We start from the raw sequence: 25,001 nt of genomic DNA on the forward strand, positions 1-25,001 counted from the left end.
GAAAGTGTGCTATTTCGATAAGTGGCGGAGCGGACGGGACTCGAACCCGCGACCCCCGGCGTGACAGGCCGGTATTCTAACCAACTGAACTACCGCTCCACATCATCGAAGAGACACTTTGTTATAACTAAATGGCGGAGCGGACGGGACTCGAACCCGCGACCCCCGGCGTGACAGGCCGGTATTCTAACCAACTGAACTACCGCTCCGTGGCCTTTTAGTTATAGCATTGAAAGTGGCGGAGCGGACGGGACTCGAACCCGCGACCCCCGGCGTGACAGGCCGGTATTCTAACCAACTGAACTACCGCTCCACAATTTCAATGTTATCAGTGAGTTAGTTGAGTTGTTAAAACCCCTTGCCCTCACTGCGGCGCAGATAATACGGTTTAGACCCTGCAGAGTCAATGCTTTTTATTAATAAAATTGTCATCTGGGCACTGTTTGCACGATAAATAAACACAATGTTGAAATATAATTCAATCAGGCGGGAATTCGTACACATAAAACTAGGACGCTCTTCCCACAGGCCACGCTCACCTTAGGATAGCTTACTTACACTTTTGTATTAATGAATAGCAAAAGAACTCCTGCTACGGCGATACAGCCCTATTTAAATGGCCTATTTATTTGCCCCACTCTTTACCCTACTCTGCCGGTTTCGACTTCTTAAACCTTGCCAGCAACTTTTTAAAGCCCTTAGGTTCATTATCAAGCGATAAGTCAGATTCAGACACCACTTTCTTCTTGGCCTTTTTATTTTCTTTTTTCGTGGCTGCTTTTGCAGATGCAGGACCACTGGCCTTTCGTCTTTTCAAGATAATAATAACCGCAGCAATAACACCTATTAAAATGATGGTCCCATTCACCGCTAAAATAATCAGGGTTAGCGTGCCTGAATCCATTTCATCATCTTCAGCCATCGACTGTGTATTGTCTTGATTGAGAGATGTTGAACTATCACCCATTGAAAGCGGATCTTCACTGCCATCAACAATAGGGTCTTCGCCGTCAATAAGCGGGTCTATCACTTCTGGCTCAGGCGCTTCAGCCACAAAAGTATATTCAGGAACATCCAGTATGAAGTCTCGGCCTTCTGATGTTGTGCCATAGGCGGTTAATTTAACGCGATAAACCCCCTCTTCGTACGCCACGATAAGATGCTCTCGCACACTATCGCCGCCTTCGGTTAACGAAAAGTTTTGAATATCTGCGTTTGGAAATTTAATTTTACCGTCAATCAGGAGTGACTCAATATTAACTAGCTCGCGGTTCACATCAATGAGCAGCGTGTGATAACCGTCTCCCGTGCCATCGGTAGCGTCTAATTCAACATCCACATAAACAGGGTTGTTGTAAAGGATAATGGGTGCACCAATTTGTTCTCGCGTGAACATTGGCGTGTCTACTCGATAAACAGGCTGCCATTTACCTGCTGCAACCTTTAAATTGAATTGGCCAGTGAACACGCCATCCATTGGACGCTCATCCATACCCCGACCGTTATCTTCAAACTTTGCAATTTCTGCATCGTTAGCACCAAAGTTGTCGTAATTAGGGTCATTTGCACTTTCGAACTCAATAGACAATTCCACAACATCACGGAACTGTTGGTTATCTATTTTTTCGCCGCCGTTGGTTAGGTAAGCCGTAGATTTTAATATTTCGCCCGAAAAGAGAATGCTGGGAAGCGATGTGGCGTGAAGCTTAATATCAGAAATGACCATAACCCGACTTGCTGGGTTAACCTGACCTACCGCCTGCCAAGGGCCAGGCATAGGGTTTTCAATAGTGATCATGTCGAAGGTGTCGGCATCGAACCACTTAACGTAGGTCTCGTCCACCCGACCTTGAAATAACTTTGAACCATCGGGGCGAACTAATACTACGGGGGCAGAGCCGTATTCGCGAAAGAAAATCATGGAGACCTCTTTCACGTTGTAATCAATACGAAAACGATTCTGTAATAACTTAATCGAGTTTTCGTATTCATCCCCCAAGTCAGTAATAGGGGAAGGCGCAGTGTCGACTTGCGTGTCCTGTGATGACGGAGCTGGCAGCGAAGTATCTTGTGAAAATACCGTTGAAGTACATCCTAATAGGCACAACGCCAACACTAGTTTCATCACACCTACTCTCACTGTTGCCCGCTCCTTTGGAAATGTATTTTAAAAATGGTTAAGTACGTCTAGCAGCTAAAGCAACACACCATAACCTGCACCTGAATTAGCTATGCATCGTTTTGCTCTGGGCGCCACAAACATTTACCCCCTGCTTTTTCTACAATATCTAAACGGGATTCATGCTGTGCTAATTCATCGGCGCTAGCCTTGATAACCTTTAATTTATTTCCGTTTCTGTTCAACCGGCGAAGTGCATCTGATTGGTTTTCACCGCTGCCCTTAGATGCCAAATTAAGCTTTGTCTGTCCACCGGTCATTAGCAGGTAAACGTCGGCGAGTATTTCAGCATCCAGTAATGCCCCGTGAAGCTCACGGTGGCTGTTGTCTATGCCATAACGTTTACACAACGCATCTAGGTTATTTTTCTGCCCTGGGTGCATTTTGCGCGCAACCGCCAAGGTATCAAGCACACTACAAATATCTTTGGTGATAACGCCACGGGTTTTCGGTTCCATCCCAAATTCGTGATCCATAAAGCCCACATCGAAGGGCGCGTTATGAATAACTAATTGAGCACCGCGAATAAAATTCACAAAATCTTCGGCTACATCTCTAAATGTAGGTTTGTCGGTTAAGAACTCATTAGTAATACCGTGAACATCTATCGCTTCTTGTTCAATTTGGCGGCCTGGATTAATGTATACATGAAAGTGATTGCCAGTAAGTTTACGGTTAACCAGCTCAACACACCCAATTTCAATCACTCGGTGACCTTCTTTAGGGTCGATACCTGTAGTTTCTGTATCTAGTACAATCTGACGCATGATTCCTCTAATCTTACCTTTTGTTTTTTGATAGTATATCAACCCCTTCGCCACAGGCTAAGGGAAAAGCGAAATATGAAAGTAAATAATTTAAGGACACCCAGTGGCTCAAAAAACCATTCACATTTTTACTGATGGCTCATGCCTTGGAAACCCAGGCCCTGGCGGTTATGGTGCTGTTTTAGTTTATAACAGTCACCGTAAAGAGCTAAGTGGCGGATTCGCGCATACTACCAACAATCGTATGGAATTAATGGCGCCTATTGAAGCATTAAACAGCTTAACTGAGCCCTGCAACGTTGAATTGACGACAGATAGTCAGTATGTGAAAAACGGTATCAATCAATGGATCCACAACTGGCGTAAGAACGGCTGGCGCACATCAGACAAAAAAGCGGTAAAAAATGCCGACCTTTGGAAACGCCTTGATGAAGCAGTGAGCAAGCATAAAATTAATTGGCACTGGGTAAAAGGCCATTCGGGTCACCCTGAAAATGAACGCTGCGATGATTTAGCTCGGGGTGCGGCAGAAGCCAAACCTACAACACCAGACAGTGGCTTTACAGGCTAATTGCGTTAAGGATTAATAGCTTACAAGGCCAATGGATTTGCAAGCAGATACCTCTATAGGTATAGGTAAAGGTTAGTGATTATGCAAAAAAGAAAAGGCAGCATTGCCTTTTCTTTTATTACGCTAAATTGTTTTTATGTTTCACTTCTCACTACCACTCTACAACTATCTTTCCTTGCGTGTCGTTACTTTCTAAACGTGCGTGAGATTTTGCGACATCATTTATTGCGTATACCGTATCTATGTTTACGCTAAGCTCGCCCGAAGTGAATGCAGGTAAACAGGTTGTCGAGAAGTCACTGATAAGCGCGCTTTTGTATTCATCCGTTCTATTGCGCAGCGTAGTACCTTGTATTCTGGCTCGTTTACCCAGCATTAATGCCATATCAAGGTTATCGGCATAACGCCCAGCCAACATGGCGAGGTAAACCACAATGCCATCGCGCTTTAGAATGTGAAGGTTCCGATTTAGATAATCGCCCCCCACCATATCAAGCACCATATTAACGCCTTCAGGCCAATTAGCTTTTATCTCTTCAGCAAAGTTTTTATCTTTATAGTTTATCAGCAGGTTAGCGCCGTTTTGCTGGCAGTGTGCTAGCTTTTCTTGGGATGACGCGGTAACGGCGCTTTCTACTCCCCAATAATGACAAAGCTGAGTAGCAGCTAATCCCACACCACTAGCACCACCGTGAATGAGTACTCGCTCTGCTGGTTTTACATTCGCAATAAGGCGCAAGCATTGAAATGCAGTAAGAAACACCTCGGCAAGCCCTGCTGCCGAGCTATACGGCATGTTCTCGGGAATAGGCATTAGATGTAGTGGATTGACGGCAACTTGTTGTGCATAGCCGCCGCCTGCCACTAATCCAAAGACCTTATCCCCCACTTTCCACTCACTGACTGTAGTGCCAACCTCTATGACCTCACCGGCAACCTCAAGCCCTAAAATTTCACTTTCACCAGGGGGCGGTGGATAGTGCCCTTGTCGTTGCAGTGTATCGGCACGGTTCACACCAAAGGCGTGTACTTGCACTAGCACTTTGTCGTCGGTGAGTACGGGTGCATCAACCTCTGCTATTGTTAGGCCTTCAGGTGCACAGCCTTTTTCGAAGTTTACAAATTGCATTAGTATCCTCTTTTTTGGAATTTCACTGGGGGTGCAGTATGTCTTTGCACGTTAGTGATAGCATGAATAAATACGTTAACCTATGACTACGTGGATGATAATTTTAAGTGCATAATTGAGTTTACAATTTTAGCCTCATATCACTAACACCTATCTTATTGTGCAAAATTAGACTTCAAATAATGTAACGTAATGCGATTAAAACAAAACTCATGATCACCAATAGTTTGCTATAACTTTATGTGTTTCCACTCGCCTGCGCGGCCTAAACAACTTTCTATCAAACTTAGTAAAATAGCTAACTTCTGGTCAGTAAACGGGGTAATCATTCGCATAGGCAACGCTTTATCGCTATACTTCGCCCCGCCGCTTACGTGTGGTTGCAAAGGCCGTTCATTTGCTAAAGGCTTTTTATTTGGCTAAAGGCTTCTTATAAGGCTAAAGGCTTTCAATGCAATACCCACTTCCTAGCTAATTCAAGAAATAGAGTACGTTTCATGTCATCACAAGTTATTTTGCACCCTAACAGAGATAAATCCCTTCGTCGTCGCCATCCTTGGGTGTTTGAAAGCGCCGTGGCAGAACTAAAAGGTAGAGGGCGCAGTGGTGACACTGTTGATGTGTTCGATTCAGAAGGTGATTGGTTAGGTCGCGGCGCTTACTCTCCTACTTCGCAAATTCGCGTGCGCATGTGGACATTTAGTAAAGAAGAAAGCATCGATAACGCGTTCTTTTTACGCCGTATGGAAATTGCGCTTAATTTGAGAATGCGTTTATTTGACCCAGAAGTCACCAATGCATTTCGCTGGATTGCATCTGAGAGTGATGGCCTTCCAGGTGTTACCATAGATTTGTACGACAACGTAGCCGTATTGCAACTATTAAGCGCTGGGGCCGAGAAGCACCGAGATAAAATTGTGTGGGCAATAAACAAGTTAAAGCCCGGCACCCACGTTTACGAGCGAAGCGATGTTGATGTACGTAAAAAGGAAGGTTTAGAGCCAGTTACAGGTGTGGTGAGCGGCGAGCCACCTATGCAAGTTACCGTAAAAGAAAATGGGCTTTCTATCATTGTTGATATAGAGAACGGCCACAAAACAGGCTTTTATCTTGATCAACGAGATAGTCGTGCTGCCGCTGCACATTATGCCAAAGACGCTGACGTGCTTAATTGCTTTAGCTATACCGGCACCTTTTCTTGTTACGCACTACAAGGCGGTGCAAAATCGGTTACTAATGTGGATGTTTCTCAACCTGCTCTTGACCTTGCTAAGCAGCATGTGGCGTTAAATGGTTTAGATGAAACCAAAAGTCATTACGTCAAAAAAGATGTTTTTAAGCAGTTGCGTGAATACCACGAACGTAAAGAACAATTTGATATGGTTATCCTCGATCCCCCAAAATTTATCGACAACAAAGCATCACTCACCCGCGCTGCCCGCGGCTATAAAGATATAAACCTGTACGGAATTCATGCGGTGAGAAATGGTGGATTACTGCTTACTTTTAGCTGCTCTGGCTTAATGCCAGCCGATTTGTTTCAAAAAATTGTGGCTGATGCCGCATTGGATGCAGGAAGAACCATCAAAATTATTGCGCGACTTAACCAAGCCACCGATCACCCTGTGATAGGCAGTTATCCTGAAGGGTATTACTTGAAAGGTTTAGTTTGTGAAGTCACTGATCTGTAATTTCTGGCGTACTTTTACATCCAACGAAATACACGCCACAGACGAATAAAAGCGAATTAATACAGGGTTACTGTTTAATTCATTAAGCATAAAAAACGTGGCGCTAAGGTTTTATTAAGTGTTATTGAACTTAACTCACCTTTAGTGCCACGTTCTTCGAAAATTCAAATAAGAGGCAAACTTAGCAAACGCTTATGATGCCAATGCCATCTCATTTGAAGCAAAAGCCTGCTCGGGACCACTACGTAGTTGCTGATCGCTAGCTTGGTCTTTAGGCTGGTTCTCAAACTTCTTCCAGACTCGCTCGTGAAAATAAAATACCACCGTATTCACAGCTGGCTCAACTAAGGCTACTGCCCCACCCACTACTGCACTGCCTGTTAATAAATATGCCACTGTAAAAGCGACGGTGAAGTGCATACACGCAAAAGTGATTGTCTTTTTCATAATGATTGACCTAATAAGTTTGTCTCGAATCGTTAATGAGAATTATTATCGATTAGATACATTAAAGACAATTGATTTTTACGAAGGGCGCCATCGACTTATTCGATTTCAAACTTATGAAGGGCGTTGCTTAGCGGGTTTAAAACAAGTCATATACGCGCAGTCATAATGTGAAGAGATAAGCCAACGAGATAAATCAGCGGCCATTAAAGCCCGTGAAACATACCGCCGGGGAAGTCGGCAAAATGATTGCCAATAATTTATCGATGACTAAATGTAATTAGCTATGGGTAGCGGTGAGAAAAAAGGCTAGTCTGACTCAAGAGAAACTCAAGAGAGACTCACGAGAGACGTCGTGAGTCATTGTAATGAATATACTTAGGCTTGCGAAAACACTATCAGCCTATTTCATTTCTGTGATTTCAACCCCAATCAAACAGCTAGATTCCGTGTCTGGCTCACAGCGAACCACAGTAGCAATGGCTGCTAGTGAAGGTACTTGAGAGCTTGGAGAATCTATGGCAACGCTAACTTGCGTACCAATTTCTATCGAAGGTTCATCAACTTCTAAAGACATGCCTGTTGCACTTATATCTTTACACATTGCTTGCATAGTGCGGCTCGATTCATCATCAGTAACCTGTAACTGACAAGGCGAATTAACCATCATCCTGAAAAAATTTCGCTTATCGTCGTATCCCAACATTTCTACATCTCCACTACGTATTCAAACCACATGTTGCTCTACCTGTTATAGGGCGAGCTTGGCTGCTTGTCAATCAGCCTGATCAATAATTGTCCATTTATATTTAGAAAATTAGATTCTGTCATTTGGGAAATTAAACAAGCCGCTTAATTTCCCAGCTAGAAGTCAGCTAAAAACAGTGAGATACGCTTTGCCGATATGGGGTAAGCCGTACCTAATGCTTGGGCAAATAAAGACACCCTTAATTCTTCAATCATCCAACGTGTATCTAATAATGCTTCTGGTACTTTGCCTTTAGGGTATTTACCACACGCTTTTTCCCATTCACTTAGGGCTTTTTCAACGGTGAGTTGATGCATTCTGTCTTTATTCGGATCAATCGGTAGTTTTTCTAAACGACGAGACAAGCCTTTTATATATCGGTTCCAATCGTTAAGCCGTGCTTCACCTATATCCGAAACAAACCCTGGGAATACCAAGCTAGAAAGATGCCCTTTGCAATCGCCCAATGCGTTTATCATGTTAAGGGGCACATTGCCTTTCATTTGCTTTTGGCATTGATGTGCGAGCGTTAAGCCCTGCTCTACCTGCTTGGCTATTTCTAATACTTTGTCGTTTATTTCAGCGCGCACTATATCTACGCAGGCATCGAAATCCGCTTTGCTACGAATATCTGTGTTGTGCTTTTCACAATATTCGCCCACCAGCGCATCTATACCGGCAAAAATACAATCATCAATAAGCGCTTTAATTTGCCCAAACGGATTAAAGTAAAGACCCAGCTTCGCTTTATTGGGTAACTTACTTTGCAAGTAATTTAGCGGGGACGGCATGGCGTTTTTAATTAACACGTTCACACCTTTTCGGTGCATTGATTGCGCTTTTTCTGGCTCGTCTATAAGCGCGATATCTACCTTGTCGCCCTTTTCTACTAAAGCGGGGAAAGCTTGTACTTCAAAGCCACCCATTTTTTGCGCAAAAGTAGTAGGCAGTGTGTCGAAATCCCAACTTTCAATACCACTACGCTCAAGCTCAGGCGTAGCCGCCTTTTCAAAGGTTTCTTTTACTTGCCCAGCACATTGCTGTTTAAGAGCGTGTAAATCGTCTGAGCGCGCAATGGTTTCGCCTTTATCGTTTACTACCGTAAAGTGCATGATCAGGTGTCTATCTAGCTGCGACAGATTCCATTCATCTTCTTCTACGGTAATACCGGTCATTTTACGAAGCTTGGCGGTAACCGCCTCTACAAGGCTTATGGGGCGGCCATTTTTATCCGTCTCGCTTATATCTGCAATGCAGGCATCCGCAAAGTTAGGCGCAGGCACAAAGTTGCGGCGTAAGCGCTTTGGCAAGGTTCTGATCATCGACACTATGCGTTCATGTCGTAGCCCTGCCACTTGCCAATCAAAGCCAATATTTTCCACTTGGTTGAGTACCGGCAAAGGAATAATCACGCTAACACCATCGTCATCCGCATTCGGCTCAAAATGATAACGAAGCCCCATGGTGATGTTGCCCTGTCGCCATGCATCCGGAAAGGCGTTCTCTATGGCTTGTCCAGGCTGTTGGCGATACACGTCATCCTCGGTAAAGGTAAGCACGTCGCTTATCTTTTCGGTACCAGACTTTTCGCCGCCCGCTTGCTTAACTAACGCTTCTTGGTTTTTATACCATTTCTTAAACGCGGCTTCGTTGTTCGCTTCTACCGGAATACGCGAGGCATAAAAACGGACTAATTCGTCGTCATCAACCAAAAGATCTCGGCGTCGGGTCTTTTGTTCAAACTCATCGGCTTGTTCTAATAAAGCTTGGTTCTCTTTCAAGAAACCAAAATTAAGCCGCGTATTACCTTCAACTAAGCCTTCCCGAATAAAGAGTTCGTGACATACCGGCGGGTCAATTAGGCTATACACTTTGGCTCGTTTCATCACTATAGGTAAACCAAACAAGGTCACTTTTTCAAACGCGATAACTGCACCGCGTTTTTTCGACCAATGGGGCTCAGAATAACTATGCTGACTAACATGCCCAGCTAAAGACTCTATCCACACGGGGTCTATTTTTGCCACCATTCGGGCGAATAGCTTAGAGGTTTCAACGAGTTCAGCCGCCATTACCCATTTAGGTTGCGATTTAGAAAGCCCAGAACCTGGGAAAATCATAAAGCGGGTGTTGCGCGAGCCTAAGTATTCTCTGTCTTTATCTTTAAAGCCAATATGCGACAGTAACCCACTGGCAATGGCTTCGTGAATAGCTTGATAATCTGGCTCGTTTTTCACAATGCCAAAGCCCAGTTCGGCCACCGACTTTTTAAGTTGGCTAACAATATCTTGCCATTCGCGCATACGCAGATAATTAATAAATTGGCTCTTACACCATTTACGAAGGTGGTTCTGGCTTAATTCATTTTGCTGCGCTTTAAACGCGTCCCACAAGTTATACAAACTAATAAAGTCTGAATCTTTATCGGTATATTCGCTGTGCTTTTCATCCGCCTGTTGGCGTTTATCTTGTGGGCGCTCACGAGGGTCTTGAATAGATAGCCCCGCGGCAATTACCATGACTTCCATTAACGCATTGGTACGCTGCGCTTCAACCACCATACGGGCGTAGCGAGGATCGATAGGTAAACGGGCAATCTGTCTACCCATTTTGGTAAGCTGCATACGGCCTTTTTGTTTCACTATGGCCTGAATTTCTTCTAGCAACCTAAAACCGTCGTTGATGTTGCGGTTATCTGGCGGTTGAACAAACGGAAAATCGGCAATATCCCCCAAACCCAACGCAAGCATTTGCAAAATAACTGAGGCCAAATTAGTACGCAGTATTTCTGGGTCGGTAAATTCAGGGCGGCCAAGGTAATCATCTTCGCTGTATAAACGAATACAGATACCATCGGAAACACGTCCACATCGCCCTGCCCGCTGATTCGCAGACGCTTGCGATATAGCTTCTATAGGCAACCGCTGTACTTTACTGCGAGCACTGTAGCGTGAAATACGCGCCACACCTGGGTCGATAACAAACTTAATGCCCGGCACAGTTAACGAGGTTTCTGCCACGTTGGTAGACAACACAATGCGCCTACCGGTGTGAGATTGGAAAATACGGTTTTGTTCTGCGGCGGAAAGCCTAGCATACAAAGGCACTATTTCAGTATTGCGGTATTGCCTGCGCATGAGCGCATCTTGGGTGTCGCGAATTTCACGCTCCCCACTTAAGAACACTAAAATATCGCCCGGTTTCTCGGTTAATAGTTCATCAACCGCCCCCACAATGGCGTCGGTTTGATCGGTATCGTTCTCATTGTCTTCAGGGCTGTGATAACGAATTTCAACTGGATACGTACGTCCGCTCACTTCAATAATAGGCGCATTATTAAAGTGCTTCGAGAAACGTTCGGGGTCGATAGTAGCCGAGGTAATAATGAGTTTAAGTTCAGGGCGCTTGTCTAATAGCTGCCTTAAATAGCCCAGCAAGAAGTCGATGTTTAAGCTACGTTCGTGGGCTTCATCAATAATAATGGTGTCGTATTGATTCAAGAAACGGTCGTTTTGCATTTCTGCCAGCAACATACCGTCTGTCATCAGTTTTACGTAGCTTCGCTCGCTAACCTGATCGCTAAAACGAATCTTAAAGCCTACCTTTTCACCAAGCGGCGTGTTGAGCTCTTCAGCAATACGAGTTGCCACACTGCGAGCAGCCAATCGACGTGGCTGGGTATGCGCTATCATGCCGCTGACACCACGGCCAAGCTCTAAACATATTTTCGGCAACTGGGTAGTCTTACCCGAGCCGGTTTCACCCGCTACAATCACCACCTGATTTGCTGCAATGGCTGCTTTAATATCGTCTTTTTTATCACTCACCGGCAGTGGCGGATACGTCACTTCTGGCAAATTCTTTAGCCTGAACGCACGCTTATCTTTTGATGCTTGAATATCGTTAACAAGCTTTTCGTATCGAGTGGCTAGTTTGCTTTGCGGGCTATCTGTAGAAGCATCTGTTTGGTTACTATCCTTTACCTTTTCATCCTTTACCTTTTCACCGCTATTTAGCTGCTTCGTGAACTGCTGAATACGCCGTTTTAACGGGAATTTATCCGCCGACAGACAATCATCGAGTTGTGCATAAAGCGGTTTAATTTGAAAAGCGACAGGCGACGAAGGCGCGTTAGGTGAAGACAATTTACCATCCTACTTTTTAATACGAACTGGGTGATGCGAACTGTACTATTTGTATAATCTGTATAATTTGTACTATCTGTACTTGCGGTCTGTACTTACGAATTATAGCTGCGGTGCTTAATAGCAAAACGTGCTGTAAACCAATGTTGTAAAAACAACCTAAGCCGCAACTATACCAACCTATACGGCTAAACAGCGGAGAACGATCCTAGAAGAAGTGGCGCTAAATTTCCACCGTTAATCACGCTAGTTTGTTGCCTAGCTATTTTTGAGTTAGCGCGACTTCACAACAGCCTATGCTTCTGTTAACTCATCGTCATTTTTTTGTTCAAAGGTGGGAAAGTTGAACCAGATAGCCAACAAGCCAAACACGAAGATAAGCATGGGGTACCAGCAGTAAGGTGTAATGGCAAGCGGCGATATACCGACTACCGCAGCAGCACTTAATAACTGCGCCCCGTAAGGCACCAGCCCTTGAAAGCTACAAGAAAAAATATCGAGTAGTGATGCAGTACGGCGAGGATCTACTCCATACTTTTCATTTAAATCGCTCGCGATAGGACCAGCAGTGACAATCGCAATGGTATTGTTGGCGGTAGTTATATCTAAAAAGCTGACTAGTCCAGCAATACTAAACTCTGCGCCCTTTTTGCTAGTGACACGTTTAGTTAGCCGGTTAATAAGCCAGGTAATTCCACCGTTCGCATGCATCAAGGCCACAATCCCGCCAATGGTAATGGCTATCATGGCTAAGTCTTGCATCCAGCCCATGCCTTTTTGAATGCTGTGCATCATGGTAAGCACGGTAAAGCTGCCTTGCAGCAAGCCAACCACGCAAGCACTTGCAATACCCACTGCCAAAACAGTGATAACGTTAAAGCCTGTTAGTGCAAAACCAATAATGAATAAATACGGCAATATGCGCCATACATCGTAATCTTTAGTTTCAATAAGCTCTGAGGTATCTACATCAACAAAGATTAACAGCAGTACCATGGTGGCCAAACAAGCTGGTAAAGCTACCATCAAGTTTGCACGAAATTTGTCTTTAAGCTGTACACCTTGGGTTCGAGTGGCCGCAATAGTGGTGTCTGATACAAATGACAAATTATCACCAAACATAGCGCCGCCTACTACCACGCCAAGGGCAAGCTCAACCGGTAAGCCTAAGCTGTTTGCCAGCCCCGCCCCAATGGGTGAAAGTGCAGTAATGGTGCCCATAGAGGTACCCATGGCAAACGAAATAAAGCAGCAAATCAAAAATAACCCGGGCAATATCATGGCAGTAGGTACAAATTGTAGTGCCATATTTACCGTAGCGTCGCGCGCACCAATATCGATGGTGACCGCGTAGAAGGCGCCAGCAAGAAGAAATATCAGCACCAGTAGAATAATGTTTTTATCGCCGCCGCCTTTGCAGAACGTTTGTACTTTTTCTGAGAAACTTACCTTTTCGCCTTTAGGGTTTAGGCATAGCCCATAACCTGCACTAATAAAAAACGCCACCAAAATAGGCATAGCGGTAATATCGTTAGTAATAAGGCCTGTAGCTACCACCAAAATGACAAATAATAAAATGGGCGTTAAACCCATTGGATTGGGTTTAGGTTGGCTACTTGAAATTGATTGCTGCACAGAAAACTCTACTTCTTTAAATCTGAATGGGCACGGCGTAAGGCCGACGATTATTGTATCTATAAGGCGCTTTACGTCTAAATAACTATAAACAAACGGGTTTAGATTAGCGCGCTTACATTGGTAGACATTTAAACAATAATGTAAAAACGAGTGAAAGGATAAAAGGTTTTGTACCTAATGCAAAGCAAATTAACGGGCGCGCAGCTCACTTGGGGTCAAACCGGTTAATCGTTTTATCGTACGGCGAAAGTTAGGCAGGTCGGAAAAGGCCATTTGCGAGGCGCTTTGTTCGTTGTTTAGCTTTTTAAGCGCCAGCAATACGATGGCTTGTTGCCGCCGTGCTTCTTCGCTTAGCCCGCGGTACGTGTAGTTATGGTCGCTAAGCTTTCGTTTTAACGTTGCGGTACTGCACCCTAAATTTCTCGCTAAATCCGCTAAGCCTTTTTGAGGCTCTTGTAATGTCTGAATTCTTATATAATCGAGTAAGCTCAAATTTGGTGTGTGTTGAGGTGAAGCCGGGGTTTGCTGATATGCCAAACTACGCTGTGCCTCGCCTTGGATATCACCCTGAACATCACCTTGAATATCGCCTTGAACATTGCCTGCTTTCTCATCGGCAAACGGGAAAGCGGAAGTCATACAAGATTTGGGGAGGGTTATAGACATCAGGGGCGAATGAAAAGCAACCCGAAGTCCTAGGTAAGTTTCGAAATCTTGAACGTTGCGTGGTCTTTCTGAATCTATTGTAAAACTCAAAGGTAAACGGGTGCCAGTCCACTGCTTAAGTAAGGCAACCAGCATGGATAAATACAACTCGGCAATAAAGGGCCAAAGCTTATGAGCACCTCTTTTTTCACACCCCATAGTGTCTTGTAACACCCAAATATATTTATCTTGTAGCGAAAAGCGCTTAAACGATACCAAGGGAATACTCCCCCACCGAATTGCTGTAAGCGCTTCAATGGCCTGCTCAAGGTTTTGGCTTCGTTTAATATTGGCTATATCTTCACGTAGCCATACCCCACCTAAACTTTTACCTATCAAAAAGCTAACGTCGTTACCCTTGCACTGCCCTCTTACATTTGAAAATAAGGCTATACATTGTTTGGCACTAATACGCGTATTTACCGTAAGGCTATCGTCAAAAATGCCCGTACCACGAAGTATTCTGTCTTTACTTGCGCCGCGGGGAATGGCCACGTCCAGCACTGCATTTACAAGGTGATACGCTGGTATCACTTTGTCTGACTGAGTCACTGGTACTGGCGAAAGTGTTTTCACAGGCCTTTGAGTTTCCCCTGAAGTCACCACTGAGCTAGCTATCACTATGCAGCGTTCCTGCTGCCGTTTTTATTGTTTTGGGCGCTGTTGCTGTCTTCAAGCTGAAGCAGCAAATGCTGCAAAGTATCGGTGAGCGATCCTTGTTGAGTAAGTGGCGCAACCACTGCGCGCGCACTGGTATAAATGGCGGCCGTGTCTTCTTTATAGCGAAACGCTACATGGCTAATACTGGCTCTAACTTCTTTTACAATATCTTGGGCTTCGGCTTCATTCACATTAGGCAGCAATAGCGCAAATCTATCGCCGGCATATCGACAAGCTAAATCTTGCTGTCTTAGGTTCATCACCACCAGTTGCGCGACTTCGTGCAAGTAGCGGTCGCCTTCGGCCTGCCCATAGCGCTGATTAAAATAATAAAATTCATTAATATCAATAATGGCCACGTAGCCATCATTTCCCGATGCTTGCAATGCGGTAACCCGTGATTGCCAGTAATCGCCTCGATACAACTGGGTAATAGGATCTATTTCTCGGTGGTCTCGGTAGTCCCATTCTCGGCGCCGAAGCTGTAAATTGATTGCACGCTGTTCTAAATGCCATAGGTAAAGCGCCGCTGTCATGATAATCATGCCAATAGCGGCGGGTATCGACTCAATCATGCTGAGCCACAACGCGGAATCAGGGTAACGTAAAAACTCATCAAGTAAGTCGAGTGTCATTGAGAATAAGAAAAATACTAAGCCCACAATTAACAGGCTAGTGACCTTACCTGGCGGCCGACTGGCCAATACGGCAACAATCCATCCCAGAGTCAACAGTACTACACTGCCCTCACCCACGATGTCTAGGCCAGATATAATGGCGAGAGGCTTGCCGTTGCCAAAGGTCAGGCTCAAGGAGCTCGCCAGTGCAACAGTAGCAAAAGTAAAGAATAGCCAACCTTTGTGGTGACTAAACTGTGTGGCATTTCGTAAGGTAAACATGATGTCGCACTCTTATGGGTAGCAAACTGTGCTTTTCCCGCCATTACCAAGGAAGCAATCGGGAACAAGCAGTAGAACAAGACTCAGGAAATATCCCATTTTTAACCTGATTGTCGAGGGTCAGTTTGGCTCATCAATGTGACAAATTGGTGGCAAGGCACCTTTGAATTTAAAAAAAGTATCAAAATACCTAAACTTATTAGCATGTTACTGGCAGGTCAATTTAGCTCACCTTTCTTTCATTCTGATCATATTCGCTATTTCTGCCGGTGTTGATAGCGTTCCCGTCATGTAATTGTCATATCCACTTTTTACCGTATTCGGCATCGAACATGGCTCATACACATTGATCACCACACTACTTTGCACACTTTACTCACGGATTAAGAATGAAAATTAAAACCCGCTATTCTACATTACGCATTGCCTGTATTGCCGCCCTTGGCCTTTCACTGTCTCATCAAGCCTTAGCCGCTAATGGCGCAATTACGGGCACGCTTAACGACGCCGCAGAAGCGCGAGTGTACGTAGGCGCTAAAGTGAAACTTGTAGAGCTAAACTTAACCACAGAATCTCGACGCGACGGTAGCTTTCGCTTCTCGGGTGTACCTGCGGGTACCTATACCTTAGAAGTTTCTTATTTAGGTGAAGAAACGGTCACGCAGAAAGTCACAGTAAGCGATGATGACACGGTACGCCCGACTATTGAGCTGGGTGAAGGCGATGAACTTGAAGAATTACTCGTACTAGGGCAACGTAGTAGCCAAGCTAGCGCGATTAACCAACAGCGAGTATCTAACCGTATATCTAATGTGGTATCTGCCGATGCCATTGGGCAATTCCCCGACCAAAATGCCGCAGAATCGTTGCAACGTTTACCAGGCTTGTCGATAGAGCGCGACCAAGGCGAAGGCCGCTTTGTGGGCATTCGTGGTATCGATCCAAATTTAAACAACGTGACCATTAATGGTTTAAACATTCCTTCACCAGAATCTGGTGTACGTTCGGTGGCACTAGATGTTATCCCTTCAGAGCTAATTCAAACCCTTGAAGTGTCGAAGTCGGTTACCCCTGATATGGACGCCGACGCCATCGGCGGCTCAGTTGAAGTGACCAGTGTTAGCGCGTTCGACAAACAACAAGATACGGCGAGCATTACCGTACAAGGTAGCCAAAATGACTTGCGTGACGAAGTCAGCCCTAAAGTATCTGGCACCATTACAAAAAAATTAACGCCTGATTGGGGTATTGCTGCTGCCTTGTCGTACTTTGACCGTGATTTCGGCTCTGATAACGTTGAAAGTAATGGCGATGATGAGGTAGAACAACGCCAGTACACCATTACCCGCGAGCGTTTGGGTGGGGCAGTAAACCTTGACTACCGTCCAGACTTTAACAACCAGTATTATCTTCGCACTCTGTACAGTGAGTTTTCAGACGAAGAATACCGCTTAAGTAATACCTTCACCCTAGATGGTGAAGATTCAGAAATTGAGCGCGGCAGTAAAGACAGAAAAGAAACCCAAAGTATTTTTACGGTAGCCCTTGGGGGTGAACACCAGCTTCAAACATGGAAAGCTGACTGGCAACTTGGTTATGCTAAATCTGATGAAGATGAGCCAGACGCGCTTTACTATAATTTTGTGACTGAAAACGACAGCATCGATGCAAACCTAAGTACCATTCGCCCTGCTATTACACAAAACGCCGACGCAATGGACTTATCAACGTACGAGCTTGATGAAATTTCGTTTGAAGATAACTATACCAAAGACACCGAAACCAGTTTTAAACTCGATTTGGCTCGCCCTGTAAATTTTGGCAGCTATTTGGGTGAATTAAAATTAGGCACAAAATACCGTAGCCGCGAAAAAGACCGCGACAGCAGCATATTCATTTACGATGGCGATTTTGACGGCATTAACCCTGCTGATTTCGGTGATGACTCACCAGAATATTCACTAGGTGATTTTGGTCCAGGCTTGTCTCGTTCTGGTATGCGTGATTATTTCAACACTAATCGTGCTGCACTAGAATTGGCCGAACTTGATTCAGAAATTGAATCTAATGGTGCTACCTACGTTAACGAAGAAGATATCTTTGCTGCTTACATTATGGGTAGTGTTGATATTGATAAGCTTCATATTGTGGCTGGTGTACGCTACGAGCGCACTGATTTCAGTACCTCAGGCATGCGTGTTGAACTTATTGAAAATGAAGAAACTGATGTAGAAGACGTGGTAAACACGGTATGGGAAGCCGAGCGAGATTATGATCACTGGTTACCCAGCATCAACGCACGCTACGCGTTTTCAGATAAACTTCAACTTCGCGCCGCATATACGCAAACCATTTCGCGTCCTAAATTTGAAGATGTAGCAGCGTTTCAAATTATCGAAAGCAAAACCGAAGAAGATGACGGCGTTTTTGTTACCGAGCGTGAAGCAGAAGTTGGCAACCCAGAGCTTCAACCTTACGAAGCACAAAACCTTGATGTGTCTTTAGAGTATTACCCTGGTGATATTGGCGTACTGTCAGCCGGTTATTTCTATAAAGATATTGATAACTTTGTAGTGTATGCCGATGTAGCAGGCACCGAAGGTTGGGAAGACTACGATGAAGCCATTCAAGCCATTAACGGTGAAAGTGCCAGTTTACACGGGCTAGAATTGTCGTGGGTTAAAGCATTTAACAACGGCTTTATTATGTCGACCAATGCCACCTTCACCGATTCAGACGCCACCACATTCTTAGACGGTGAAAAGTTTGAAACTCAACTGCCTAACCAGTCAGACACCATTGGAAACCTAACCTTTGGTTACGAAGCCAACGACTTTAGCTTGCGCTTAGCCATGACCTATAAGAGTGAAAACTTTGAAGAAATTGACGGTGACATGCTGCGTTACGAAGATGAACATGCCCAGCTAGATTTCACTGCAAAGTATTTCATTAACGATGATATGCAGGTGTATTTCAACGCAATCAATATCAATAACGAGCCATTTTATAACTACTTCGATTCGCGCACGAATAATGCACAATTTGAAGAATATGGCCGTACGTTTGAGCTAGGTTTTACATGGCAAATGCGCTAATTAAGCGCATTATTTACCCCATATTTGTAAAACAAGATCTTACGTTTAAATATACGTCAAACCCTAAACGTCATACACAGGCGTTTAAAAAATGGGCGCGCTACAAGCGCGCCCTTATTAGAGATAAATTCATGCGCGTACTACTGCTTCTTTTTGCCTTTTTGTCACTGACGTGCCAAGGGCAAATCACATCACACAATTACTACCAACAACACCACATTAATAATCTTGAAGGTCAAGATAATGCTTTTCACTTTTTAGTGGTGGGCGACTGGGGCCGCAATGGCCATTTTTATCAACGGGATGTCGCTAAATGGATGGACATTGCCAGCTACCAGCTTGATGCTGAATTCATCGCCACTACCGGCGATAATTTTTATGATAACGGGGTGGCGTCGGTTGAAGACCCTTACTGGCGTACTTCATTTGAAGACATTTACCATCAGCCCCACTTATTTGTTGATTGGCACCCCGTGCTGGGCAACCATGATTATCGCGGCAATTGGCAAGCCCAAATTGACTACAGTAAAGTGAGTCGACGCTGGGATATGCCCGCGCAGTATTATAGTAAAACGGTACAATTAGAAGATGATACCACTGCGCTTATTCTATTTATCGACACTAACCCGCTAAACCCAGATTACGCCACTGAAGCGAAATACCAAGAAGCCTATTCTCAAGGCTCAAAAAAGCAATTAGTGTGGATAAACACCATGCTTTCAAACAGCAATGCTAAATGGAACATTGTGATTGGCCATCACCCACTGTATTCAAGTGGAAAACGTTATGGCACTACCAGCGCTATTAAAAATGTACTCGAGCCTATACTGCATCAGCACGGCGTAGACGCCTACATTGCTGGCCACGAACATGACTTGCAACATAACCAGTTACCCAATGACTCGCTGGTACATATTGTATCTGGTGGTGGTTCAGAAGTGCGCCCAGTAGGACATTACGACTTTACCCGTTTTGCTGAATCGACGGGGGGCTTTGTGGCGGTAAGTATGACTAATAACGAACTTGGATTTACCTTTATTAACCACAAAGGGGCCGTGATTTATCGCCATAAAGTACAAAAGCTTAGCGCTGGAACAAAAGGAACTGGCAATGAATAAAGTAAAGAACAGCCTTACAACATTTGCCATAAAAACAACTCAATTCGCTTTTTGTTTGGCCGTTATGACAAGTACGAATGCAGTTGCATCAAGCGTAGCCGACCTAACGCTAACCAAAACTGGTTCTAGTGTTTCTACTGACTTTGAAACAACATACAAATTAAACGGTAAGACGATAAGCGTAACCATTAGTGAAACCAATGGTTTGACTGTTTCTGATGATAAAAATATGCTCGCGTCGCAAAAAGGCCACTTTGTTGCAGCTGGAAGTTACTTAGTTACTGATGAGTTAGAGCATACTAACGGCACCTATATTCAAACCTTAGTGTTTGATATTAACAGCCAACAAGTACGTAGCTACACAGTAGGTACTGAAAATACGCCAAACCATACTATTCGCATTACCCAAACATCAGCAACTGAAGTAAAAGACTCGGAAGCCTTGTGTAGTGCTAATATCGACGGCAAATTACAGTTCGTTAATATCGATGCCTTAGGCATGCTCACCCAGTACGTGGCGATACCCGATAAAAGCGATAGCACACTCACCGTTCATAATTTACGAACTCTGGCTATTGGCCCAGGCATAAAAAGTTGTGCGCTTGGGGTTAACTACAACGCTTCTGACATTTACGTTTCTGACTCAAAGTTTAATCGTTCAGCGGCACGTCACGCGGAACTTACCCTATATTTAGCCGACGAGTACGCTGGCGTATGGGCCATGCCTGCAGATGAAGAAGCAGAGGTCGAGCGCACGCTTACCTTCAACCAAGCCGATATACCGGTTGAAGGTGTTGCTACGCTTAATGGATTGGAGGCACGTAACTTGTTTTCCTCCAGCTCAGATACAGACAGCACAGTTACAAACAGCCCAGATACACAAAGCTCGCTTGCCGCGTGGGTAAGCCCAGAACACAACGGGCTTTGGCTGCACAATACCTGCGCCACAACCTACTTTGGTTTTGATAAAGACATAGCCCCAGAAGATATCGCGCTGTCGGTAAAAAGCGATACGGTTTTCGCCAACATCTACGATGACAACTCAGGCAGTACCTTCACCACCGACATCACCCACGCCATAAAAGCGCTGTACGCTTGCAAAACAAACCAAGCCTCTCTTAACAAGACACCCACACTTAGCGATACGCTTAACAAGACACCCATAGTAAAAAAAGAAAACCTCACTAGAGAGACACCCATCACAAACGATGACGTCCCCACTAACAAGACACCCATGTTTTCTGCTATAGAACTGCAGCCTGTTTATGAAACCGATGTGGTGGAAAATTATGGTGATGCAGCCGATGATCCTGCTATTTGGGTAAACAAAAACAACCCATCTAAAAGTTTGGTGATTGGCACTAACAAAAAAGGCAGCCTAAATACCTACAACTTACAAGGTGAGTTAGTTGCCTCACACAAGGTAGGACGAGTAAACAACGTGGGCGTGGCATACAACTGGGCACCACAACACGATATCGCAGTGGCAAGTAACCGAAGCAGTAACAGCATGTCAGTCTTTTTCATCGATAAGAAAACTGGCGAGCTAACCTTCAACACTAACATCCCTACCCCGCTAACCGATATTTATGGGCTGTGTGCATTTTCAAACAATAATCACACCCAAGTATTAGTAAATAGTACTGATGGCCGGTACTTGCACTATCAGTTGAATACCTTAGAAGATGCTTCACGCGTTTCTGCCACCCTAATTCACGACTTTGAATTGCCGTCTCAGCCGGAAGGTTGCGTTGTAGACACCGATACACAAATTGCCTACTTGGGAGAAGAAGGTGCAGGCATATGGGCGTTGGATGTTTCTGAAGCCGAAACAATGCCTTCATCAACCCTTAGCAAAACGTTTAACAAGACACCCATGCTTATTGTTCCTATAAAATCCCCGGTTACCGCTGACATCGAAGGTTTATCGTTATTCGATGTAGACGGTGTACGCTATTTAGTTGCTTCTAGCCAAGGTAATAATCAGTACGCTGTTTATGAAAGCAAGGCACCTTATAGTTTGGTGGGTATGATTAGCATTGGTGCAAATTATGATAAAGGCATTGATGGGGTGTCGGAAACCGATGGTCTTGAAACCTCCAACGTCAATCTAGGCGGCCCCTTTAATGGTGGGCTATTGGTGGTACAAGATGGAAGAAATGTGATGCCTAGCCAACGGCAAAACTTTAAGTTTGTAGCTGGGGACGACTTAGCTGATGCTATTCGCACTCACGTAAGCACACACATAAGCACTCACTCTAGGTAATTAACTGCTCTCAATCATTTTTCATAGCCGTTTTTATAGCCATATTCCATAATCAGGCGCCGATGAGCTGCTTGAGATAAACGATATGAGAACAATATGTTACTCAAAAAAAGGGTAAGCTGAATGGCTTACCCTTTATACTTTTGGAGTGCTTTTACAAAACGACCAATGCTAGCTAGCGCGCTGATAGCCCGATCGAAGTTGTACGTCTATTGCTCGAAGCACTGCCGTTCGGTTAATACTTCCAACCAATACCCCATCGTCGTCAACCACAGGGTAAACGCGAGGCTTATTTTTAATCAGTAATTGTGCAAGTTCTATTACCGACAGATACGGTTTAATAACCACAACCGGCGCTTTCATTATTTCTGCCACTCGGCAAATCTGTTCTCGGTAGTAACTCGACGCTATCATTTGAGCAATGCAATCTTGTTCAGACAAAAAGCCAATTACCTTCCCTTTAATATCAATCACTGGGCCTCCACTTTGCCCGCAAGCCAATAAAGCCTCTACGGCTTCGGCCACCGTCATATCCCCATTTAATTTCACGGGGTGAGTATTCATATAATCACTGACTAGCAACGATTCCATATTTCTCTCCCGGCCGCGGCGTCTTTTATATTTTTATACAGCCTGAAGACGAGACGGCACTGCTTGTTATAGTAATGATGTAACGCAATGTTATCTTTTTGTAATCAAATTATTTTTGTTACGCTTTAAGCCTAGTAGACTATGCTTATGACAGCTACTTTTTCTATTCGAATTTACCCACTAAAACATTATTTTAAGCGGCTTTTTAAACCAAATTGCGCACTTACCATAAATGTCACATAGCACACTAGCCTAGGCTGGTTTTAACTCATTTAAAAATACGGCTATCTCGTTAATGGCTTCTGGCAATACATTGTCTATTTCTAGTAATTGTTCATGCTTGGCTAGTCGCTCAATATCACTAAAGCGACTTTGTACACGCACTGCGCCAATATCCCCCGCCATACCCTTAATGGTATGAGACACCAGTTTGACTTTAGAGGCATCTTTATCGTTTACAGCAGCTTTCATTTCATCACATTTTCTAGGCACACTCTCAATAAACATTTCACATATTTTATCGAATAGAACTTGGTTATTCGCTAACCGCATTAAGGCGCGTGATTTTTCCCAAATAGGCGTATCGCTTCCCTCTGACGAAGAAGGTGTGGTAAATGAGATAGATGCTACAGGTGTTGTGGGCGATGCATGTGATGAGGGAGATAAAGGTGATGAAGGCTCAACAAAGCCAGATGTCGATGCCAAAAACGGTCTTTCATCTGCCACTTCATTGTGTACTACGCGAGTTTCGTCCATGACTGATTTACCTAGAAATTGGGGGCTGTAGGCAGACTGGATCCAATTAATAATTTTAGGCTCTACCATGCTCGCCACTATAGGCTTGGTAACGTAGTCGCTCATGCCGGCTGCAATGCACTTTTCCTTTTCCCCTAACATTGCATTTGCCGTCATAGCAATAATAGGAATTTGCTGATGTACTTGCCCTGCGTGGCCATCTCGGATAGCGCTAGTACAAGCATACCCGTCCATTATTGGCATTTGGCAATCCATCAAAATACAGTGAAGATAGTGCCCTTCTTTTTCGCACTCCCTTACAATATCTAGCGCCTGTTCACCGTTACTAGCAATTTTCACCGACACAGGCAAATTATCGAGCACGCCTCTGGCCACCTCTATATTAATCGCGTTGTCATCCACTATTAATACATGAGCCCCCGCTATGCTCTCTTTTTCCATATCAGTTGCACTGGATTCGACTTGCTGGGCAGGTGGGCTATCGATGAACTCAGAGGAAGAACTGTCAACGACTTTTAAGAACTCAGATTTTAACAAGGGCTTAGTTAAAATAGCCGGCGTAAAGTTGGCATAATACGTGGCTTGTTTTCCAATACTTTGCAACATACAGATATGAGGAATAGATATTTGCTTAAGCAAATTGTCCCAATTTTCGTCCACGACCGACAAGATAGGGTTGTTGTAATCAGTAACAATTACATCAATGGTATCCCAAGAAACTTCCTCGAACAAAACGATGCCGGTGTAAGTTTCTACACTGCTACCAGCTTCACTCTTAATTAAGCCGTTAATATTTTCTGCAAGCGGTGGGTACTGAGCAAACACCGCTAAACGCAACCCGTCCATTTGATTAGATAATGCCAAGTTTTGCTGACTATCTGCCGAAGTAACATCATCCACTGAAATCCAAAACGAAAAGGAACTACCTTGGCCTTGCGTGGAAGAAAAGTTGATATCGCCACCCAACAATACACTAAGTTGTTTGCAGATAGATAAACCCAACCCTGTGCCCCCAAATCGGGTAGCAACAGAGGCATCTGCTTGTGTAAAGGCAGTGAAAAGCTTCGACTGGTGCTCTTTTGCTATGCCGATCCCGGTGTCGGTTATCGTCACATTGAGCTGGGCGGTATCCTTGTCATTGCGTGTCAGCGATGCAGTGAGCGCCACATGACCTCGTTCGGTGAATTTGATGGCATTATTTACTAGGTTACTGATAATTTGAGATACCCGATGGGGATCTGACACCAATGCTTCAGCTTTTAACTCTGTGGTATCTACAAGAAATTCCAAGTCTTTGTTGTGAGCTCGTACCGCCAATGATGAAGATAATGTTTCTATTAATTGCACAGGATTAAACGCTTGCACGTTCAAGTCTAATTTCCCGGCCTCAATTTTCGACATATCTAATATGTCATTAATTAAAACACTTAAGTTGTTACAACTCACATCCATCATAGACGCCAGTTGTTCCGCTTTAGAAGAAAGCGGTTGGCGTTTCAACAGGTTGAGCGACCCGACGATACCGTTCAATGGGGTTCGCATTTCATGACTAATACTAAGGCGTGTTGATCTTTCGTGATTGGTTTTTGAGCAGCA

Annotated in this window: 16 protein-coding genes and 3 tRNA genes; 5 read left to right on the forward strand and 14 right to left on the reverse strand. The window is 44.4% G+C overall.

What is annotated here, in order from left to right:
- Window positions 1-22: 22 nt before the first annotated feature.
- The 5 genes from AMBT_RS09925 to dnaQ all read right to left on the reverse strand — a co-directional run bounded on the left by AMBT_RS09925 (window position 23) and on the right by dnaQ (window position 2,946).
- Window positions 23-99: transfer RNA gene (locus AMBT_RS09925), tRNA-Asp, on the reverse strand.
- 33 nt (window positions 100-132) lie between these two features.
- Window positions 133-209 (reverse strand) — tRNA-Asp (locus AMBT_RS09930).
- A gap of 27 nt (window positions 210-236) precedes the next feature.
- A tRNA-Asp gene (locus AMBT_RS09935) sits at window positions 237-313 on the reverse strand.
- A gap of 333 nt (window positions 314-646) precedes the next feature.
- A complete protein-coding gene (locus AMBT_RS09940) occupies window positions 647-2,140 on the reverse strand; it encodes a TIGR03503 family protein (protein WP_013784492.1) in 1,494 nt (497 codons plus the stop codon).
- 89 nt (window positions 2,141-2,229) lie between these two features.
- On the reverse strand, window positions 2,230-2,946 hold the full coding sequence (gene dnaQ / locus AMBT_RS09945; RefSeq protein WP_013784493.1) for a DNA polymerase III subunit epsilon: 717 nt from the start codon (window positions 2,944-2,946) through the stop codon (window positions 2,230-2,232).
- Between the two features lie 103 nt (window positions 2,947-3,049).
- On the opposite strand from dnaQ, the gene rnhA reads away from it, so the two are divergent.
- Window positions 3,050-3,517, forward strand: a complete 468-nt coding sequence (gene rnhA, locus AMBT_RS09950) for a ribonuclease HI (protein ID WP_013784494.1) — start codon at window positions 3,050-3,052, stop codon at window positions 3,515-3,517.
- 151 nt (window positions 3,518-3,668) lie between these two features.
- On the opposite strand, the gene AMBT_RS09955 is transcribed toward rnhA, so the two are convergent.
- Complete coding sequence (locus AMBT_RS09955) at window positions 3,669-4,646, reverse strand: NAD(P)H-quinone oxidoreductase (protein WP_013784495.1); 978 nt, start codon at window positions 4,644-4,646, stop codon at window positions 3,669-3,671.
- A 497-nt stretch (window positions 4,647-5,143) separates the two neighbouring features.
- Here AMBT_RS09955 and AMBT_RS09960 point away from each other — a divergent pair, with 497 nt between their 5' ends.
- Window positions 5,144-6,337, forward strand: a complete 1,194-nt coding sequence (locus AMBT_RS09960) for a class I SAM-dependent rRNA methyltransferase (protein ID WP_013784497.1) — start codon at window positions 5,144-5,146, stop codon at window positions 6,335-6,337.
- A gap of 192 nt (window positions 6,338-6,529) precedes the next feature.
- Here AMBT_RS09960 and AMBT_RS09965 read toward each other — a convergent pair whose 3' ends face one another.
- The 6 genes from AMBT_RS09965 to AMBT_RS09990 all read right to left on the reverse strand — a co-directional run bounded on the left by AMBT_RS09965 (window position 6,530) and on the right by AMBT_RS09990 (window position 15,579).
- Complete coding sequence (locus tag AMBT_RS09965) at window positions 6,530-6,784, reverse strand: DUF2061 domain-containing protein (protein ID WP_013784498.1); 255 nt, start codon at window positions 6,782-6,784, stop codon at window positions 6,530-6,532.
- A gap of 403 nt (window positions 6,785-7,187) precedes the next feature.
- Complete coding sequence (locus AMBT_RS09970) at window positions 7,188-7,490, reverse strand: PilZ domain-containing protein (RefSeq protein WP_013784499.1); 303 nt, start codon at window positions 7,488-7,490, stop codon at window positions 7,188-7,190.
- A 158-nt stretch (window positions 7,491-7,648) separates the two neighbouring features.
- On the reverse strand, window positions 7,649-11,677 hold the full coding sequence (hrpA, locus tag AMBT_RS09975) for an ATP-dependent RNA helicase HrpA (protein WP_013784500.1): 4,029 nt from the start codon (window positions 11,675-11,677) through the stop codon (window positions 7,649-7,651).
- A 294-nt stretch (window positions 11,678-11,971) separates the two neighbouring features.
- Window positions 11,972-13,270, reverse strand: a complete 1,299-nt coding sequence (locus tag AMBT_RS09980; RefSeq protein ID WP_049791815.1) for a Na+/H+ antiporter NhaC family protein — start codon at window positions 13,268-13,270, stop codon at window positions 11,972-11,974.
- Window positions 13,271-13,504: 234 nt separating this feature from the next.
- Entirely contained in the window at window positions 13,505-14,641 is a 1,137-nt protein-coding gene (locus tag AMBT_RS09985) for a helix-turn-helix domain-containing protein (protein WP_013784502.1), read from the reverse strand.
- Window positions 14,641-15,579, reverse strand: a complete 939-nt coding sequence (locus tag AMBT_RS09990; protein ID WP_013784503.1) for a GGDEF domain-containing protein — start codon at window positions 15,577-15,579, stop codon at window positions 14,641-14,643. The genes AMBT_RS09985 and AMBT_RS09990 overlap by 1 nt, the downstream gene beginning before the upstream one ends.
- 389 nt (window positions 15,580-15,968) lie before the next feature.
- Here AMBT_RS09990 and AMBT_RS09995 point away from each other — a divergent pair, with 389 nt between their 5' ends.
- From AMBT_RS09995 to AMBT_RS10005, 3 genes are all read left to right on the forward strand, one after another.
- Window positions 15,969-18,674 carry a TonB-dependent receptor gene (locus tag AMBT_RS09995; RefSeq protein WP_013784504.1) on the forward strand — a complete coding sequence of 902 codons (2,706 nt, stop codon included), beginning with the start codon at window positions 15,969-15,971 and terminating at the stop codon, window positions 18,672-18,674.
- A gap of 131 nt (window positions 18,675-18,805) precedes the next feature.
- Complete coding sequence (locus tag AMBT_RS10000) at window positions 18,806-19,792, forward strand: metallophosphoesterase (RefSeq protein ID WP_041452912.1); 987 nt, start codon at window positions 18,806-18,808, stop codon at window positions 19,790-19,792.
- Window positions 19,785-22,058, forward strand: a complete 2,274-nt coding sequence (locus AMBT_RS10005; protein ID WP_013784506.1) for a phytase — start codon at window positions 19,785-19,787, stop codon at window positions 22,056-22,058. The genes AMBT_RS10000 and AMBT_RS10005 overlap by 8 nt, the downstream gene beginning before the upstream one ends.
- Window positions 22,059-22,229: 171 nt before the next feature.
- Here AMBT_RS10005 and AMBT_RS10010 read toward each other — a convergent pair whose 3' ends face one another.
- Both AMBT_RS10010 and AMBT_RS10015 read right to left on the reverse strand, forming a co-directional pair.
- Window positions 22,230-22,649, reverse strand: coding sequence for a CBS domain-containing protein (locus AMBT_RS10010; protein WP_013784507.1), 420 nt, complete (start codon window positions 22,647-22,649; stop codon window positions 22,230-22,232).
- Window positions 22,650-22,901: 252 nt separating this feature from the next.
- A complete protein-coding gene (locus tag AMBT_RS10015) occupies window positions 22,902-24,947 on the reverse strand; it encodes a hybrid sensor histidine kinase/response regulator (RefSeq protein WP_158306769.1) in 2,046 nt (681 codons plus the stop codon).
- Window positions 24,948-25,001 lie beyond the last annotated feature (54 nt).

Origin of the sequence: Alteromonas naphthalenivorans (assembly GCF_000213655.1) — a bacterium.
In the GTDB taxonomy this organism is placed as follows: Bacteria; Pseudomonadota; Gammaproteobacteria; order Enterobacterales; family Alteromonadaceae; genus Alteromonas; species Alteromonas naphthalenivorans.